Annotated in this window: 11 protein-coding genes and 5 pseudogenes; 11 read left to right on the forward strand and 5 right to left on the reverse strand. The window is 35.2% G+C overall.

The window, feature by feature from the left end; translation table 11 throughout:
- The first annotated feature begins 28 nt into the window (after positions 1-28).
- The 4 genes and pseudogenes from AAGD69_RS00105 to AAGD69_RS00120 all read left to right on the forward strand — a co-directional run.
- Positions 29-499 (forward strand): hypothetical protein, encoded by a 471-nt coding sequence (locus tag AAGD69_RS00105; RefSeq protein ID WP_341812151.1) that lies wholly within the window; start codon positions 29-31, stop codon positions 497-499.
- Positions 500-617: 118 nt separating this feature from the next.
- Positions 618-1,205, forward strand: a complete 588-nt coding sequence (locus AAGD69_RS00110) for an L-threonylcarbamoyladenylate synthase (protein WP_253309491.1) — start codon at positions 618-620, stop codon at positions 1,203-1,205.
- 17 nt (positions 1,206-1,222) lie between these two features.
- Positions 1,223-2,044 carry a DNA polymerase III subunit delta' gene (locus AAGD69_RS00115; RefSeq protein WP_341812152.1) on the forward strand — a complete coding sequence of 274 codons (822 nt, stop codon included), beginning with the start codon at positions 1,223-1,225 and terminating at the stop codon, positions 2,042-2,044.
- A 73-nt stretch (positions 2,045-2,117) separates the two neighbouring features.
- Positions 2,118-2,339 (forward strand): annotated as a pseudogene (locus AAGD69_RS00120) (hypothetical protein); the annotation flags it as partial.
- Here AAGD69_RS00120 and AAGD69_RS00125 read toward each other — a convergent pair.
- Both AAGD69_RS00125 and AAGD69_RS00130 read right to left on the reverse strand, forming a co-directional pair.
- Positions 2,340-2,492: a hypothetical protein gene (locus AAGD69_RS00125; RefSeq protein WP_410529850.1), complete on the reverse strand. Its 153-nt coding sequence runs from the start codon at positions 2,490-2,492 to the stop codon at positions 2,340-2,342. It lies immediately after the preceding pseudogene.
- A 77-nt stretch (positions 2,493-2,569) separates the two neighbouring features.
- Positions 2,570-3,404, reverse strand: a pseudogene (locus AAGD69_RS00130) (transposase family protein).
- Between the two features lie 171 nt (positions 3,405-3,575).
- On the opposite strand from AAGD69_RS00130, the gene AAGD69_RS00135 reads away from it, so the two are divergent.
- From AAGD69_RS00135 to terL, 6 genes and pseudogenes are all read left to right on the forward strand, one after another.
- A complete protein-coding gene (locus tag AAGD69_RS00135; protein WP_341812153.1) occupies positions 3,576-5,135 on the forward strand; it encodes an ankyrin repeat domain-containing protein in 1,560 nt (519 codons plus the stop codon).
- A gap of 609 nt (positions 5,136-5,744) precedes the next feature.
- Positions 5,745-6,362: pseudogene (locus AAGD69_RS00140) on the forward strand (hypothetical protein); the annotation flags it as partial.
- Between the two features lie 352 nt (positions 6,363-6,714).
- The gene (locus AAGD69_RS00145) at positions 6,715-7,695 is read left to right on the forward strand and encodes a hypothetical protein (RefSeq protein ID WP_341812154.1); all 981 of its coding nucleotides are present in this window, start codon (positions 6,715-6,717) and stop codon (positions 7,693-7,695) included.
- A 251-nt stretch (positions 7,696-7,946) separates the two neighbouring features.
- Positions 7,947-8,756, forward strand: coding sequence for an ankyrin repeat domain-containing protein (locus AAGD69_RS00150; protein ID WP_341812155.1), 810 nt, complete (start codon positions 7,947-7,949; stop codon positions 8,754-8,756).
- A pseudogene (locus AAGD69_RS00155) lies at positions 8,678-9,610 on the forward strand (integrase core domain-containing protein). The gene AAGD69_RS00150 and the pseudogene AAGD69_RS00155 overlap by 79 nt, the downstream one beginning before the upstream one ends.
- Positions 9,571-10,509, forward strand: a pseudogene (gene terL / locus AAGD69_RS00160) (phage terminase large subunit); the annotation flags it as partial. The pseudogenes AAGD69_RS00155 and terL, both read left to right, overlap by 40 nt.
- On the opposite strand, the gene AAGD69_RS00165 reads toward terL, so the two are convergent.
- The 3 genes from AAGD69_RS00165 to AAGD69_RS00175 form a co-directional block, all read right to left on the reverse strand.
- Complete coding sequence (locus tag AAGD69_RS00165; protein WP_341812156.1) at positions 10,493-13,222, reverse strand: hypothetical protein; 2,730 nt, start codon at positions 13,220-13,222, stop codon at positions 10,493-10,495. The pseudogene terL and the gene AAGD69_RS00165 sit on opposite strands and share 17 nt — an antisense overlap.
- Positions 13,223-13,264: 42 nt before the next feature.
- Complete coding sequence (locus AAGD69_RS00170) at positions 13,265-13,450, reverse strand: hypothetical protein (RefSeq protein ID WP_341812157.1); 186 nt, start codon at positions 13,448-13,450, stop codon at positions 13,265-13,267.
- A gap of 210 nt (positions 13,451-13,660) precedes the next feature.
- On the reverse strand, positions 13,661-15,121 hold the full coding sequence (locus AAGD69_RS00175; protein ID WP_341812158.1) for a hypothetical protein: 1,461 nt from the start codon (positions 15,119-15,121) through the stop codon (positions 13,661-13,663).
- A gap of 815 nt (positions 15,122-15,936) precedes the next feature.
- Here AAGD69_RS00175 and AAGD69_RS00180 point away from each other — a divergent pair.
- The gene (locus AAGD69_RS00180) at positions 15,937-16,605 is read left to right on the forward strand and encodes an ankyrin repeat domain-containing protein (RefSeq protein WP_341812159.1); all 669 of its coding nucleotides are present in this window, start codon (positions 15,937-15,939) and stop codon (positions 16,603-16,605) included.
- The last annotated feature ends 2 nt before the right edge of the window (positions 16,606-16,607 follow it).

Here is a 16,607-nt window from a genome sequence, read left to right on the forward strand (position 1 = left end):
TCCTACAATCTAAAGTTTGGAGATTTTTATGGCAGAAAACAACGACAATAATTCATTTATTAAGCGTTTCACAAACAGGACTCCTGGCGGTACAGGGGAAGGTTTTTCCAGCAAGTATTCGTCTCAAAACGCCAAAGAACGTGCATTAGGGGGAAAAGGGGGAATTTCTGAATTAGCAAACAAAAAAACCGAATCCAAGGAAGCTTTTTCTGAAAGTGGCGGCATAAAAAGTAAAAGCAGAACTGTCAATGAAAGATCTTTTGCTGATGCAACAAAAAGAAGTAGGTCAGATCTTGTATATTTAGTCCGTGGTAAAGATCGTGGAAAATCAGCGTGGCATTATGTATTAGTTGATAAAGAGAAAAGAGAAATGTTTCTAGCAAAAAGCAGAACTGGCTCTATAGATGTTGCAGACTATGGAGAGATTTTGTATTCAGGATGGGGAGAGGATCCACCACAGGCAATAGTTGATAAAGTCAATGAAGAGTTTGGGTTGTAGCAAGTCTGCATAACAAATGGTAAGCTGCGTTGCATTACGTTCACAAAAACTAGCAGTTACTATATAAGATACAATGCAACAAAATTGATCTAGTTGTTATGAATAAGTTTTTAGCTATATGGTATCTAAAATAATAAATGCAATACAGAACAACTTGTTAGTGTGTTTTCCAACAGAAACAGTCTATGCTCTTGCTTGTAATGCATTAAATAATGAATCTATAGGAAAAATATATCAGATAAAGAAACGCTCTCAAAATAAACCACTGTCTATATTTGTTAGTGATATTTGCAGCTTGATGAGAATAGCAAAGCTAGAGAAAAAGTATATTGGTTTAGTAAATCACTTTTCTCCTGGACCGATTACCTATATTTTACCACTTAAAAACAATAATATATTGCCAAACGAATTCTTTAAAGATAGTATAGGCATCAGAATCCCTGAACATCCTATTGCAATTTCAATACTAAACAAACTGAAAGTTCCAATAGTTGCAACTAGTATAAATATTTCAGGAGAAAAAAGTGTATGTAAGGCAGACGATATACCACAATCCATTAAGCAACATTTATCTGCAGTGATTGAAGATGATGAATTAGTTTCTGGTATAGAATCTACTATTATTGACTTAACCGAAGATAAGATTAAGGTTTTAAGGGAAGGTGCAATTTTATTACAAACAGTAACCAATGCATTTTCAAACTAAGATCTATAGGAGAAAGAATGAAAAAAGTAATAGGTCACAACCAGGCCAAAAAAAAATTAATGAACAACTTATCTGTTCAGTCTTGGCTGATCTGTGGTAAAAAAGGTATAGGAAAAGCAACACTTGCAAAATCCTTCTCCAATTGGTTACTCATAAAAAGCTATAATGAAGTAGCATTGGACTTACACATTGTTGAAGGTGATACTATCGGAATAGAAAAAGTCAGAGAAATGAAAAACTTTCTACACTTAAGTCCCATTCAATCAGAACACAAAATGGCTATAATAGATAGCTTAGAGGCAATGACTAATAACGCTAAAAACGCAATATTGAAAATATTAGAAGAGCCGCCAAAAAATTCTAAGATATTTATAATTAGCCATAAGCCATATGATATACAAACTACTATCCAGTGTAGGTGCTTTCAGCTAAATTTACTTCCATTAACTTATGACAAAACAAAGCAAGTTGCTTCATCTCAATGTAAATTTGATGATCAAACGTTTGACGAAATGATTACTTTATTTCCTGGAATGCCAGGAATGATAATAAATGCAATAAGTAGTGATGCTTATGAAGCATACAAATGCTTTTATAAATTTCTTCATGATTTAAAGAATCCCAATATGATTAATAAAGTAATTAATAGCGAAATCGAACTAGAACTAGCATCATATATAATTCAGGCCTTCATTTTAGAAAGCATAAAGAGAGAGGTAAATGGTGTTGAAATTTTACTAGGTCAGTGGAAAAAAATAGATGAACTTTTCGTTGTTGCTAAGCAACTTCACTTAGATAAAAAGCATGTTTTAGCTAATGTAGTTAATATCATGACATAAGTTTACAAAGTATAATACTTTTAACATAAATTCATGATAAAATTCTGTTAATTTAATACTCGAAGTATATAATTTGACTGATAATAAATTAACTGTATGGCAATCAATAGAAGTTTTGACGAAAGCCATACTAAACATGCAGAAAGAATTAAGTTCAATCAAGAATATAGCTTTAGACCAGGACTTCACCTTAGAAAAAGGAAAGGAGTTGTTAAGCGGCATTTATGAAGCAAATTTTAAGCTAAACAAGGCAATCAATATAGCTACTTTGCCAAAAATTGGCTATCATATGCTCCTAAGAAACTCCCTTAACTAGCTCTTCTTGTTGAACTAATATGTAGCCAAATTCCTGTGCTTTTTTGATTAAATTTTTTACAACTCTCTCTTTGTAACGTGTTTCGTAATAGCTCATTCCTTTTTCCACATACTCTTGTCCATATTTCAACATTTGGTAAAAGATGCATAGACCTGCTGCGAATTAAGCAATAAAAAGAAGGAAAGGAGGGTGACTAAAATCAAGGTTAACTAAAAGGCGTGCTTAAGATTCACAATACCAGCAATAATATTGAACCTCAGGTTGTATTTTTTCTGAAAATTGCGGTAAATATGAGACATAATCTTAAATATCTTTATCTCACGGATCTTATTTTCTACTCTCATTCTAAATGATGCTAATCTTCTATTATGCTCTTTCTGCTTCTGGAGTTAATGGCTTTTTACGATACTTTTTATATGGAATTATAACATTGCTTTGCAATTTTTGCCAACCTTGATATCCAGAATCGGCATATTTTATGCTATCGATTGGTAAATATTTTTCTTGTTTCCTTATGCGAAAATCATTAATTCTACCACGATATGAATTTGACACTGATAAAATTCTTCCACCTTCTTCGATAACAATCTCAGTTTTCATAGTGTTGGTTCTTTTTTTTCCTGAATATGATTTCTTCCGTTTTTTACTATCTTCTGGTCTCTGTATTTGCTGTTCTGTAATATCAGCCAGAATCTTCAGTATTTTTTCTGGTGTCATACTTCTATCTTTTGTTATAGTAACTTTTTTGGCAAGTAATGGCTCTATTTTCTTCAGTAACCTACATACATTTGCGTTGTGCACATTGAACAGGCACCCTAAAAATCTATGTGTTATGTAAGTGCGATAGTACAAAATTACGCAAAATAACTTATCTTCTAGAGTTGGTAGTTGTGATCTTCTACCATGGCACTTTTTCTGTTTTTCAACTCTTTTCCACCCAGACCTCACTTTTTCCACTACCTTTTCGAACTCCTCTATAGTTAAACCTGTTATATTACGAAAGTTTCTTGGGTGTTTCTTCATGTTATAGTAACTAAAGCTCATTTTTTTACCTTACTCAATCTGCTTATTCTTCTTCTACTTCTCTCACATTATTTTTTCAATCACCTTTTGCAGCAGGTCTTTAGAACTGAAGAAGAAAAAGGGTATTTTTTTATTGACTTACCTGTGTATTACGGTAATCACTGAAGAATTAGTGAGTAATGGTTATAGAATATGAATGGTGGGGTACCAAACAAGGGATTAAATGAAAAATTACTTAACATTTTAAATCAGTTAGCAATCGATAGCGATCTATTAGATAATTCCAATTATACTCAATATATAATGTTTCTTCTACAAGCAGGAGCTGATCCAAATACAAAAGGCCAAGATGGAAAAACTCTGTCATATTACTTAGATGAAAAATTACTTAACATTTTAAATCAGTTAGCAATCGATAGCAATCTATTAGATAATTCCAATTATACTCAATATATAATGTTTCTTCTAGGAGCAGGAGCTAATCCAAATACACAAACCCGAAATGGAAAAACTCTGTTACATTACGTTGCTGAACGTAACGATATTGACGGTATAAGGTATTTTTTAGAAGTAATAAAAGCTAATCCAAGTATGCAAGATAAAAGTGGAAAGACTCCATTTGAATATGTTACTGAACGTGAGTGCCGTCAAGCTATTAAGGATTTGGGTTATGATTTAGATGATTCTCATGAAAATGAAGGGAATCCGACAACACCTGATGGTTCGGTAGATGATTGTTCAAATAGCTCTGGTGATGATAGTCAGATAGAGTCTGTTAAATTGAGTGATTGTAACACAGAAGAAGATTCAAACTGTAGTTCAAGTGATAATCTTTGTAATGATGATAAAAATGACAATGAAAAAGATGATAAAGAAACTGTAACAAATTTAATACTTGAAGAAATAGAAGGTGTTCTTAGTGATCGTGTGAAACCACGCGATGGAACCAAAGAGTATATAGGGAGGGTTAATGATATTACCGACCAAAACGATGAAGATAAAGATGAAGCTTTAGACATCATAGAAAGCATCACTAGTAATTTATTGTTAGAAGGTGGGAAAGCAAAAGAAGAATTTTTCTCCAGCGGTAGCGATACTGAGCTAGCACAAAATTATAGATCTGATTATATACGTAATCCCGGTGAGAAATGTGGAGAAATTGAAAACAAGCTAATAAGTATAGCATATGAAGGTATTGTAGGCAGAGATAGACAAGCTCAAAAGGGGAAGCTAGAGGCAGTGAAGATAGATAATCAATGTTTTTATATGAAATATTCACAAGATAGTATTATTGAACCTGCGAAAATCTTAAACCATGAAAAAGCTAAAGAGTTAAATTTAAAAGTCGGCATAATTCAAATTGGGGAGAGTATAGTAAGAGTTGAAGGTACAAAAGATGGAAAAAGAAATTACACAGATGTCTTAGAAAGTAGCATTAAAATGTCTTTTACCACTGAGGTAGGAGAGATTAATATTTATCTAAGTCCTAGTAAGGAAGGTGGTAATAAAATAGAAGTAGAAATTGATGATGAGAGCGAAGCAAGGCTTAACAAGTTAAAAGCTGAGAAGAAAAGTTTAGGAGAAAACTGTCTTTTGGGAGGAAAAAGTATTCTGGAAGCTATAGAAGATAAAGGCTTTGAGAAAAATGATAGTGTGTCTACAGAGTCAATCGAGACTATTAAGGATGTTCCATTTACTGATTTTACGCAAGCTTGTTCGCAGCAAATTAACACAAGAGCTAAAGGCAAATAGCGATCTACCCATTATTGAAATTGTGCCACACAATAATAAGCTCACTCAAAATTGTTCCGATTTGGCAGGGTTGTTTTGCCGCACCAAGCGATATGGCTTTGAGTATGAGATTTTAATGTTTCCGGAAGCTCGCCACAGTGGATAGTACAGTATTTACAATGGGTGAAAAAATTAACACCAGTGCTTTCAGGGTCAGGCCCAACCCTACTTAAGTGGCTAAGATATATCTAACGTAGGATAGTAACCTTTATCTTTGCTTTCTGACAGTCTTTGTTGATACTCGTTTATCAGCCTTTCAGGCTCGTTCAATACACTCTGAATACAATATGTTGCACAAGTTATGCTAGAGAGTATAATAAAACTTATATCAAATACTTTACAAGAAAAAGTGGTGGTAGAGGCAAAAGTGAACATTAATAAGAAGGAAAGCGCATGCTAGAGCTTGAAAAAGCAGCAAGAATAAAAAATATTATTGAAAGGTTAAATGGCGTATGATATAATATACATAGTGTAAAAATATAAATAATTTTATTGACATCTTTACGTTAACACTTCTTAAATGTTTAGTATTATGAAATTAAACTATTAAGTTTTATGAAGGGAGTAAAAATGGTGGAAAGCTTTTCAGGTAACAATAAAGACAGTAATTTTATTGAGGGGACAAAAATAATGGAAAATTTTTCAGATAATAACGAAAACGGTAGCTCAATCTTTCAAGGAAAAATCAGGGAGCAAGATTTCTCTGCGGAGCAGAAGTTAAATGAACTGAAAGCAGCCGTAGAGGAGCTTTCCAGACAAGATTTACTCAGAAGGCTCGAGTGTGAGCGTCAGGCCTCTAGTTGTGTCGATGAAATATCATCTCAAGCAAAACTACATATCGAAGATGATGATAAGGATTACTTCAATGGTGAAAGAGAAAGAGTACTCGGAGATTTCTGGAGTTTCTTTGAACCTCTCTTCAACCTTTTTGAAGTAAATGTAAGTCCGCAAGACTACCAAATGCTCAAGGAGAAGAAGGAAAAAAACCTGATTGCTGCGATAATTAAGTTTTTGCGTGATAAGCTTAAGGGGTTAATCAAGAAGATCTTCAAAAGTAATTTAGATTTGAGTTGGGACAAGAGGTTGGACAAAGAGATAAAAGAATTGCAGGAGAAATTAGGCAGTGGTGAGTTGTCAGAAGAAGAGTTTGCAAGGGTGCTCGAACGTCTACAAGCATTGACGGATCTAACGCCTACGACAATGTTACAAAAAATAATATAGAGTTCAAAAGCGTGATTTCTAGGGGGTTTCTGCGCTCAAAGACAAATTGAAAGATTGAACCTGGAAGCTATACGAAAAGCCTCAAAAACTTATTTTCGGATCTTATACACAAAAAGGAGTCGGCCCAATTTCTCAGCTATTTTTATTGCAACAATTGTAGATATTTTCGTAAACCCAAAAACTCACCGCTTATTTCAGAGTTGTATCGCGAGCTCCTCAATCCAATCAAATTGGAAGAATTTTTATATTCTTCAAAATATTCACAGATTTTACAAGATTTAAGTTTTTTACTGCACAACTATCATAGGAGAAACATTATATGAAAACATTAAGAAATGCTAATGAAAAGGATATAATTTATGAGCTGGCATATGGTGAATTAACAAGTAAAGATAAAGAAAAGCTTCTTAAGCTGGCAAGAAAAATAGAAGAAGGGAAAGGTATTGCAGAAAAGTTCAAAAATGGAGTATTACGAAAATCTCATTACAATACAAAGAAAATTCTTGCGACAAAAATAACTTACGGAAATGAGACGTTTACACTACTAGATCATGCAAAACTGTATAAGAATGATCAAGCTGTAAATGATATCTTACAAGAAGCCAAAAAACAAAAGCTTTCAGAATTAGCATGTAAACAACCACCTATAAAGCAGCAAACCCTACCTTCCACTGTCACAATAGAGACTGCTATAGATACTGGAACTACTATAGTTGAAGAAGAAAATAGTGAAAAAATTCTAAATCTAAATACAACAGCTATAGAGTATCAAAACACTGCCCCTGAAATTGATGATACTGAAACTATATCAACTAATGCTAAATTATGTGAGAATATCAACGAAAGCAGTGAGGATCTTTATAATATAGAAAAGCACCAACTGATATGCAAAAACAACAAAGAAGCTTTAAAGAATATCACTGCTTCAACAGAAGCTGCTATGCAAGAGCTTTTGCCTTCTATTGAAATTATAATAGAAGATCAAACACTATCATGTTCTTATAGTAAATCTGAAAAAGAAAGCGCTGTAAACGAAAAAGAAGGACCATTAACAAAGGCAATGCAACAAAGACGAGCAGTCATGGCTGGTAGTGTTGGTGCAGTGTTGTTAGTGAGTAGCGTTATATCTTATGCCTTGAAAATGTACACTATAGCGGTAGTTGGGGGAATTATTGGATTAGCGTGTATAAGTTTTGCATTGTATAATGTGCTAAAACCCGGTACCAAGCTTGAAGAAGTAAAAAAGATAGAACAATTTGACGTCAAACCCTTTTCCGATTCAAAAGGGTTAACTGCTTAGTAGAACCTTCTTCACTATTTTTAATGTCGATATAAAATTGGTTGCCAAAAATACCACAATAGAGTAGATGTGAGTTTTAAAATTTTGCAAAAATTTACAGCAAAAAAGTTGGAAGCAGAACCCTTTTTAACTCATCTTTTTGAGACTTTTAACAATGTTTTAGAACTGAAGAAGGAAAAGGGTATTTTTTTATTGACTTACCTATGTATTACGGTAATCACTGAAGAATTAGTGAGTAATGGTTATGCAATATGAATGGTGGGGTATCAAGCAAGGAATTAAATAAAAAATTACTTAACATTTTAGATCAGTTAAAAAGCAATAGCAATCTATTAGATGATTCCGATTTTATTAAACGTATAAAGAGGCGTCTAAAAGCAGGCAAATGTACAAACGAAGAAAATGGAAAAACTCTGTTACATTACGTTGCTAAACGTAACGATACTGGCGGTATAGGTTTTCTTTTAGGAAAAGGGGCTAATCCAAGTGTGCAAGATCAAAGTGGAAAGACTCCGTTACATTATGCTGCTGAAAATAACTGCCTTCAAGCTATAGAACTTCTTTTAAAAGCAAAAGCTGATCAAAATGTGCAAGATCAAAGTGGAAAGACTCCATTTGAATATGTTACTGAACGTGAGTGCCGTCAAGCTATTAAGGATTTGGGTTATGATTTAGATGATTCTCATGCAGATGAAGGGAATCCGGCAACACCTGATGGTTCGGTAGATGATTGTTCAAATAGCTCTGGTGATGATAGTCAGATAGAGTCTGTTAAATTGAGTGATTGTAACACAGAAGAAGATTCAAACTGTAGTTCAAGTGATAATCTTTGTAATGATGATAAAAATGACAATGAAAAAGATGATAAAGAAACTGTAACAAATTTAATACTTGAAGAAATAGAAGGTGTTCTTAGATGTACAGTCCTAGAGTGTGATGGTATGATAAAATATGAGAAAACAATACCATCAAAGGAGGAATTATGGGACAAGTATTACATGGGTGCGCCAAAACAACAGAGACGATTCGTAGAGCAATACAAAATAGTAAAGAGAGCATAGCAAAACTCTCTAAACCTTAATCCAAAAACTATCATTAAATGGAGAAAACGGTCTTTTGCCAAAGACGCTGATATGGGTCCGAAGCATGCAAGATCAACTGTTTTAACTTTAGAAGAGGAGTGTTGCATTTCGTAAGCATACTCTATTGCCATTAGATGACAGTCTCTATGCTTTGCAAACCTCAATCCCACACTTCTAGTCTACATCGTTGCTACAGCATTAGCAGACTACCAGATGTTGATGGTGAAGTTAAACCAAAAAAGAAATTCAAACAATATCCTATAGCATATTGATATTGCAGAAGTCAGAACAGAAGAAGGAAAGTTATATTTGTTTGTTGCAATAGATCAAATTTACGTATGTTGAGTTGCATAAAAGTGCTACAAAACCTATAGCTGCTGAGTTTCTACGTAATTTGATTAAAATTTTACCATATAAAATCCATACTATTTTGACAGATAATGGTATACAATTTACCAACCAAAAACGCCATAAATACGCTTTTCAACATATATTTGATAGAGCTTGTGAAGAAAATGACATTGAACACCGTCTAACAAAAGTTAGCCATCCTTGGACAAATGGGCAAGTTGAGCGTATGAACAAAACTTTAAAGAATGCCACAGTTAAGAAGTATTACTATCAGTCTCACCAGCAACTCAAAGAGCATCTTTATGACTTTGTTATGGCCCACAATTATGCTAAAAGACTCAAAACTCTTAGGGGTCTTACACCTTTTGAGTTTATATCTTTACAGTGCTCCTGAATTGTTCATACTAAATCCACACCATCACACTCTGGGACCATATATCTTAGAAAGCATGTTACAAATTGGTTCGATCAGACTTTGGTAACGAGGCTCAACGATAGAAAAAAAGGAGTAATTGTGCTTGTTATGCACAGGCTGCACCTGGAAGACCTAACCGGGCACCTTCTCTCCAAGCCAAAAAACATATGGCATCACATTTGTTTGCCAATGATTTCTGAAAAAGTGGAGATAATCGACTCAATTACGACACAAGAAAAAGGTTTATATTCAAGAGAAGAAAATGAGTTATTATATCCCCTCGAGGGAGGAAGAGAAGAAGTTGAGATGATAAAAGTTGAACTTGGGAGTTACGCTTTTGCTGCTCAATATCAACAAAATCCCCTGCCGCTTTCAAGCGGTATAATTAAACGAGAGTGGCTAAAGCGCTATAAAAATTTCCCTGATAATCCCTCACATGTAACTCAAAGCTGGGACACTGCAGTTTCAACAAACGATTCCAGCGACTTTAGCGTCTGTACCACCTGGGCAAAAATAGATAATAAATTCTATTTACTTGATGTATATCGAGCAAAGCTTGAGTACCTAAAGCTTAAAGAGCAAGTTCTGTCACTAGCTGCAAGATGGGCACCACACGCAATTTTGATTGAAGCAAAAACGAGTGGTCAGCAATTAACACAAGAGCTAAAGGCAAATAGCGATCTACCGATTATTGAAATAGTGCCACACAATGACAAACTCACTCGATTTTATCAAATTGTTCCGGTGATAGAGTCTGGCAGGGTTTTTTTGCCACAGCAAGCGGTATGGCTCAATGATTTTGAGTATGAAATTTTAATGTTCCCAGAAGCTCGCCACGATGATCAAGTGGATAGTACGGTGCAATATCTGCAATGGATGAGAAAAACTAACACCAGTGCTTTCAGGGTCAGGGATTTTGGCCCCAACCCTAATAAAACACTTGGGTGGCTCAGAGCGGTGGATTAGACCAATTTCTTCTAGATTTTTTTGCGGGAGAGCACTGCTGTTCGGTCTTAGTAGCATCCAGTTTTGTGGATATTCTCAAATTTTCCACACTTAATTCTAGAGCACGTTTTGACGATGAATTACTGTTTCCGCTTCTCGAAGATTCCCTTGAATTACCTTCATTGTCAGACCAAGGATTTTGCTGCTGCACATGTGACGATGCTTGATAATCCATAGGCTCATCATTGGAGCTTACCTTTTCAGCATCAGTTACGAACCCGGAAGAGTAACCGCTGTCTTTATTATCTTCGGGCTTCCCCTTTCCAGCTACTGATTTACCTTTAGGACGACGCCATTGCTTTATAAACGACTCTACTTCCTCAGATGAATACTTACGGTCAAGGCAGTATCCACCTTTGTCTTTTATAATTGGAATATATTCTAAATTGCTTTCATCGGGATAACAGGTTGTAATTGCTTCGTAAGGACGTACCTTCTCGTAATATCCTCCTTTTTCTCCTCTTCTTCTTATCTGGGAATTTACCCATATGTTCTTTTTAGATTTCACTGCCTCTTCGACGATGTTAATGTTGATATCTTCTATTTCTACTTTTCTCTCATGCTCCCGAATAAAAAGTTTTTTTAAGTTAGATAAGGCACCACTACTTATATTAGCAACAACTGTTATTTCTTGGTTTTTCTCACAATTAGAAAGAAATTTAAATGGAAACTCATTGAGATCACAGGCTTCTTTTGCTTTTTCCTCAGTACGATAATACTCTTCTATCATAGAATTTCTTAGCTCCTTTAAATATTCTTTTACATCAACACCATCATTAATTGAACTAGCAATCTTCCCATTTTCTACAATAAAGTTAGTATGAGGATATTCCTGAATATAATTATTTAAGTTAAACGCATAAAGTAATGCTTTAAACAACTTTTCTTCTTCCTCAGTAAGAGGTTTATCACTAGTTCTCCGTTCACTAGCACCTTTCGATGATGAAGATCTAGCCACAGGTAGCCGGGATCCTGGAACACTACTATCACTACTTGGAATAAGAGGAGGCGGTGATGAATAAGAGCCCAGAGTACTAGTCCATGCTGATCCACTTTCATTAGCACCTTTCCATGATGAAGGTCTACTCTGTGACCATGATAAACCACTAGGTCCTGGTTTAGTAAGTTGCATTGACGGTATCCTTTTATTTTCGGACGTGCCTTGTGGTAACCAACGATTTTGAACAGCACCTACAGATTGAGATGATGAAGATGGCCCTGAAACATCATAACTAACTGTAGTATAACTCAGATGTGACCGTGGCGGGAGTTCTCCACTCGTTCCAGCTAAATTTACAGGATTATGCAGCAGCGACTTTTCTGATCCTTGCCTGGGAGACCCCTCTAATGCTCCATCCTGACTCTGCGTGGTAGACTTCCATTCCATATCTGACAGTTCAGTCAATGGCCCTGGAACACCATGTGAAGAACCAGAATCCTTAGGTTTTGGAGGCGAATTACTGTCATAACCGCTATCTCTGTCTTCTTGCCTTTGTCTAGGCGGTGTTCTTAGTCCACTCGGCCCTGCATGTGTAGGAGAATTGAATGGCGACTGTGCAGGCGACAATGCTCGAAAATGAAGCTCAGGGTCAATGGACAGTTCATGGTCTTTGTTGATTACAGAGCTTTCTATGATTTTAGTTATCACACAGTGAGAAATTTCTTTATCAGAAAAGTCTATGCCATATATCCCATTCCTTCTATCTATTAATAATTCTCCCTGAATTCTACCATAAAGATCATTAAATACAGCATAATTAAATGCATAATTTAGTTTAAGAGCTTCTTCGTTTGTCAATACCCGCCTTCTTCCGCTATCTAATACAAGAGATATAAGAACTGAGGCCTCTTCTCTATCTAAAGGGGAAGCACATACAAAGCCATATATTGTCACTCCTGTCAATTGACCAATAGATTCTACTATCATATCTTTAAATAACTTCACTTTATGATTAGCACTACTGTCAACTCCAAGATACATACCTACAAGCCATGCCTTATACCGTGTTACACTATCAATAAAACGAGCGTCATCAAAAACGTCCCTGATATATACACTATTGCCTTCAACCTTCAGGGGCTTCTTAAAAACACTCCTATACCCATATCTATTCTCCATCCTTGATAAAAACTCACGCTCAAATTGCTTACGTGATTCTTTATCAGGAAATTTAGAATGACACAAATATTTTCCCTTGTTAAATGGTACAGTTGTGCTGCTAACCCGCATATCTTCTAGAACATCCTTTTCAAGTGAAGAAGCCAAGTGAGACTTCAAATTAAAAATTACGCCCTGATCTACAGGTGTTACAAACTCAATCCTACCTTGTTTATCTACGAGCCAATCTCCTTTATAGTTCTTAAATGAAAAAGATTTAACATCTTCATAGTTTTCAAACGGAAAAGAATTAACATCAAAAATTAGCTTAGCTGTATCCAATATTTCTGCATCATTACTTTCCTCAATGCCGTAGAATTCACGTATTATCTTCCCTTTTATACTGTCCAGATATTTTTCACACTGATACCCTTTCATACCTTTATCAAATGAAACTACGATACAGTCCCCCCCGCCCCTGCTTTGCAGCGTAAAATTAGTTTTAACTGTATTACGAGCATAATTATGTATATTAAAAGCACTAACCAAAGCTCTTACTGTTTCTGTATTAGGCATACCACCCTCCCTATTTTTAAATTACGACAATTACCCTTTAACTTAACGGTTCATAGAACTACCAGACTGCTTAGACTGACGTTTCCTTTCTTCTACTTTTCTGGCTGCGTTACTATGGTCATCATACCTCATTCCTTTTGCTCCCTGCACTATACCACCACCTGGTGCTGTATTCTCACGTTTCCACTTTTCAGCATCAAAACCTTTTTTATCATTACCACTATGCATATTGACTCCCAAGTAAAAATATTATGTAATTAATATACTAAAAATAAAATTAAGTGCAAGCACTTTTTTATATTTTTTTTTTTAATTTTATTCACTCTTTTTCATAAAATTCAGTTTTCTAGATTCTAGCGTCACGCGCTACCCTTTCTTGTCATCCCAGTACTGGAACCCTAGATCACATGACAAAAAAGAAATCACTGTAATCTAACGTTATAGTACCTTCCCTGCTGACTGACCTTCTACACATTTCTCAACTTTTACATCATTAGTCAATCCTTTTGGTGGTTGAGCATTACTTACAGAACCTTCATGCTCAGCACCATTCCAAGTACCTATGTTAAAATCAAATCCACAATCAGCAACAGAACTTTTAATGGATTGCTTTGTTGCAGATTTCTGAACAGATTCTCCTGGAGCTCTTCCGTTAGGTTGCCTTGAAGTTCCTTTGTTAGAAATAGGCTTTGGGATAGGTTGGCTATTAAGAACAGCGCCTTGGGTGTCTGAAGCATCTTTGTTATTCTTAGCAAATTGGCTTGAAGCTTGACAGGTATTATTGTTATCTTGCTTTATCATTTTTTCCCAATCACTATCGCATCCATAAACCTTTTTTCTCCCCTGCTCCGTCGTATTCGTTGCAGGCTTTGGAGCAGGTGGACACACAGCTACCTTCGGCTTCGCTTTTTTCTCTTCATTCACTTTTTCTGGTTTTTGTGAATTTTCATGATATTTTCTTTCAAGCTCAGTAAAACGCAATAGATGTTTCAAAGGATCTGACACAATTTCAAGTTCTGGTTTGCTCAGAACAACCGGCCTTACAAATCCAGGTGAAACGTCAAAAAGGGAAACTGGCACTTTAGGTTTTTCTCTTTCATCTACCTTTATTTCTACGTTTTCACGAACTTCTTTAGTTGCTTCTTCCTTTAATGATGTTTTTTCTGCTTTTTTATCTTCTTTTTCTGTAGATGCCTCTACTATAGCTGCTAGCTCAACTCCAAACATCTCTGCGAACATTGTAACAATCCATCCGACAACGGCCAGCTGTAACTTGAGTTTCAGACCCTGCAAAAATTGTAGACGTTCGAGCACCCTTGCAAACTCTTCTTCTGATAACTTACCACTGTCTAATTTCTCCTTCAATTCTTTTATCTCTTTGTCCAACCTCTTGTCCCAACTCAAATCTAAATTATTTGTGAAGATCTTCTTGATTAACTCCTTAAGCTTGTCACGCAAAAACTTAATTATCGCAGCAAGCCAGTTTTTCTCTTTCTTCTCCTTGAGCATTTGGTAGTCTTGCGGACTTACATTTACTTCAAAAAGGTTCAAGAGAGGTTCAAAGAAACTCCAGAAATCTCCGAATACTCTTTCTCTTTCACCATTGAAGTAATCCTCATCATCTCCTTCTCCGATATGTGGCTCTGCTTGAGATGACATTTCATCGACATAACTAGAGGCCTGACGCTCACACTCGGTTCTTCTGAGCAAATCTTGTCTGTCAAGCTCCTCTATGGCTGCTTTTAGCTCGTTTAGCTTTTGCTCTGCAGAGAAATCTTGCTCCCTGATTTTTCCTTGGAAGATTGAGCTACCGTTTTTGTTATTATCTGAAAAATTTTCCATTATTTTTATCATCTCAATAAAATTAGTGTCTTTATTACTACCTGAAAAGCTTTCCACTATTTTTACTACCTTTATAAAACTTAATAATTTAATTCTACAGTACTAAACATTTAAGAACTATTAATATAAAGATGTCAATAAAATTATTTATATCTTTACACTATACATAGTATACCATACGCCATTTAACCTTTCAATAATATTTTTTATTTTTGCTGCTTTTTCAAGCTCTAGCATGCGCTTTCCTTCTTATTAATGTTCACTTTTGCCTCTACCACCACTTTTTCTTGTAAAGTATTTTATATAGGTTTTATTATACTCTCTGGCATAATATTTGCAACATATTATAGTGTAATGATATAAAATTACCGTCAAAGGAGAGAGCATCAGAGGCAGAGCAATACAAATAGTAAAAAACTCTCTATACCTCGATCCGAAAACTTGAAAATGGAGAAAACGCTTACTTACTAAAGGTGCTCAAAAATATCCAAGATCTTAACTCTAGACCAATCCATTCCAAGAAAAATTGTTCTCACGTACGGCGGTTTTGGTTGCTGAAAATGGTTGTATTGTTTAAGTCTTTGATGATATATATTGCTGAATTAATAGAGATTTATCTAAAAACAATGGAATAAAATCTTTATTATTATGTCTAACTTTATTTGCACTTTATCTTCGCTGTAGTTTTTTTAGTTCCAATTTCTTCCCATTACCACAGCTTAACCTTCTTGCCATTTATTTTTGATAAAGCCAAAACTTATAATCTCAAAAAAATTATTGCAATCAAAAATATTTGTGCTACGGGTAATGAATTTACATAATTTAGTAGCAACTTTATAGTGTAAAGAAAGACTAGTATCATAGGAGGGTTTATGAGAGAAATTGATCAGGAATTATTTGATGCTGCAGATCAAGGCAATCTTAATGAGGTTAAAAAATGCCTTAATAGGGGAGCTGATGTATTGGCAAGAAATAGTCATCATACAGTATTACATTCAGCAGTTAGTGGTAATAATGAGGAAGTAATAAAACTAGTTCTCAATAAAATCAAAGAAACACAGAGAGATGTAAGCCAGTATATTGACGCTAAGGATACTGAAGGTGATACGCCATTGATGTGGGCTACTGAAAATGGGTATGTAAATGCAACACAGATATTATTAGATTATGGTACAGATACTGAAGTAAGAAATAATGATGGTATGAAAGCATTATATTGGGCTGCCAAAAAAAGTGAAGAGGGAGTTGCAAAGCTTCTAATTGATAAAGGGGCCGATGTGTACGCTGAAGATAAGGATGGTAAAAAGCCACTTGATATTGCTAGGGAGCTATGGCCTCATTTTAGAGTGACGCAATTACTCTATGAAAATGATTATTCTCTAAACGAAGTTGCTACATATGCAGGAGAGGTGGCAGTAGGAACAACACTGGTTGCAGGAGGGTTGGCAGCAGGAGTGGTATTGGGAGCAGTAGGATTTATGGTAGATGCGACACTACAAACAGTACAACTTGTGGGAGATGTGGTAGTAGGAGCAGGGTAAGC

Origin of the sequence: Wolbachia endosymbiont (group A) of Conops quadrifasciatus, from assembly GCF_964027015.1 — a bacterium.
Classification (GTDB): Bacteria; Pseudomonadota; Alphaproteobacteria; order Rickettsiales; family Anaplasmataceae; genus Wolbachia.

Coding starts and splice junctions, on each gene's coding strand:
- AAGD69_RS00105 (WP_341812151.1), top strand. CDS start 29: ATGGCAGAAAACAACGACAATAATTCATTTATTAAGCGTTTCACAAAC.
- AAGD69_RS00110 (WP_253309491.1), top strand. CDS start 618: ATGGTATCTAAAATAATAAATGCAATACAGAACAACTTGTTAGTGTGT.
- AAGD69_RS00115 (WP_341812152.1), top strand. CDS start 1,223: ATGAAAAAAGTAATAGGTCACAACCAGGCCAAAAAAAAATTAATGAAC.
- AAGD69_RS00125 (WP_410529850.1), bottom strand. CDS start 2,492: ATGTTGAAATATGGACAAGAGTATGTGGAAAAAGGAATGAGCTATTAC.
- AAGD69_RS00135 (WP_341812153.1), top strand. CDS start 3,576: ATGAATGGTGGGGTACCAAACAAGGGATTAAATGAAAAATTACTTAAC.
- AAGD69_RS00145 (WP_341812154.1), top strand. CDS start 6,715: ATGAAAACATTAAGAAATGCTAATGAAAAGGATATAATTTATGAGCTG.
- AAGD69_RS00150 (WP_341812155.1), top strand. CDS start 7,947: ATGAATGGTGGGGTATCAAGCAAGGAATTAAATAAAAAATTACTTAAC.
- AAGD69_RS00165 (WP_341812156.1), bottom strand. CDS start 13,222: ATGCCTAATACAGAAACAGTAAGAGCTTTGGTTAGTGCTTTTAATATA.
- AAGD69_RS00170 (WP_341812157.1), bottom strand. CDS start 13,450: ATGCATAGTGGTAATGATAAAAAAGGTTTTGATGCTGAAAAGTGGAAA.
- AAGD69_RS00180 (WP_341812159.1), top strand. CDS start 15,937: ATGAGAGAAATTGATCAGGAATTATTTGATGCTGCAGATCAAGGCAAT.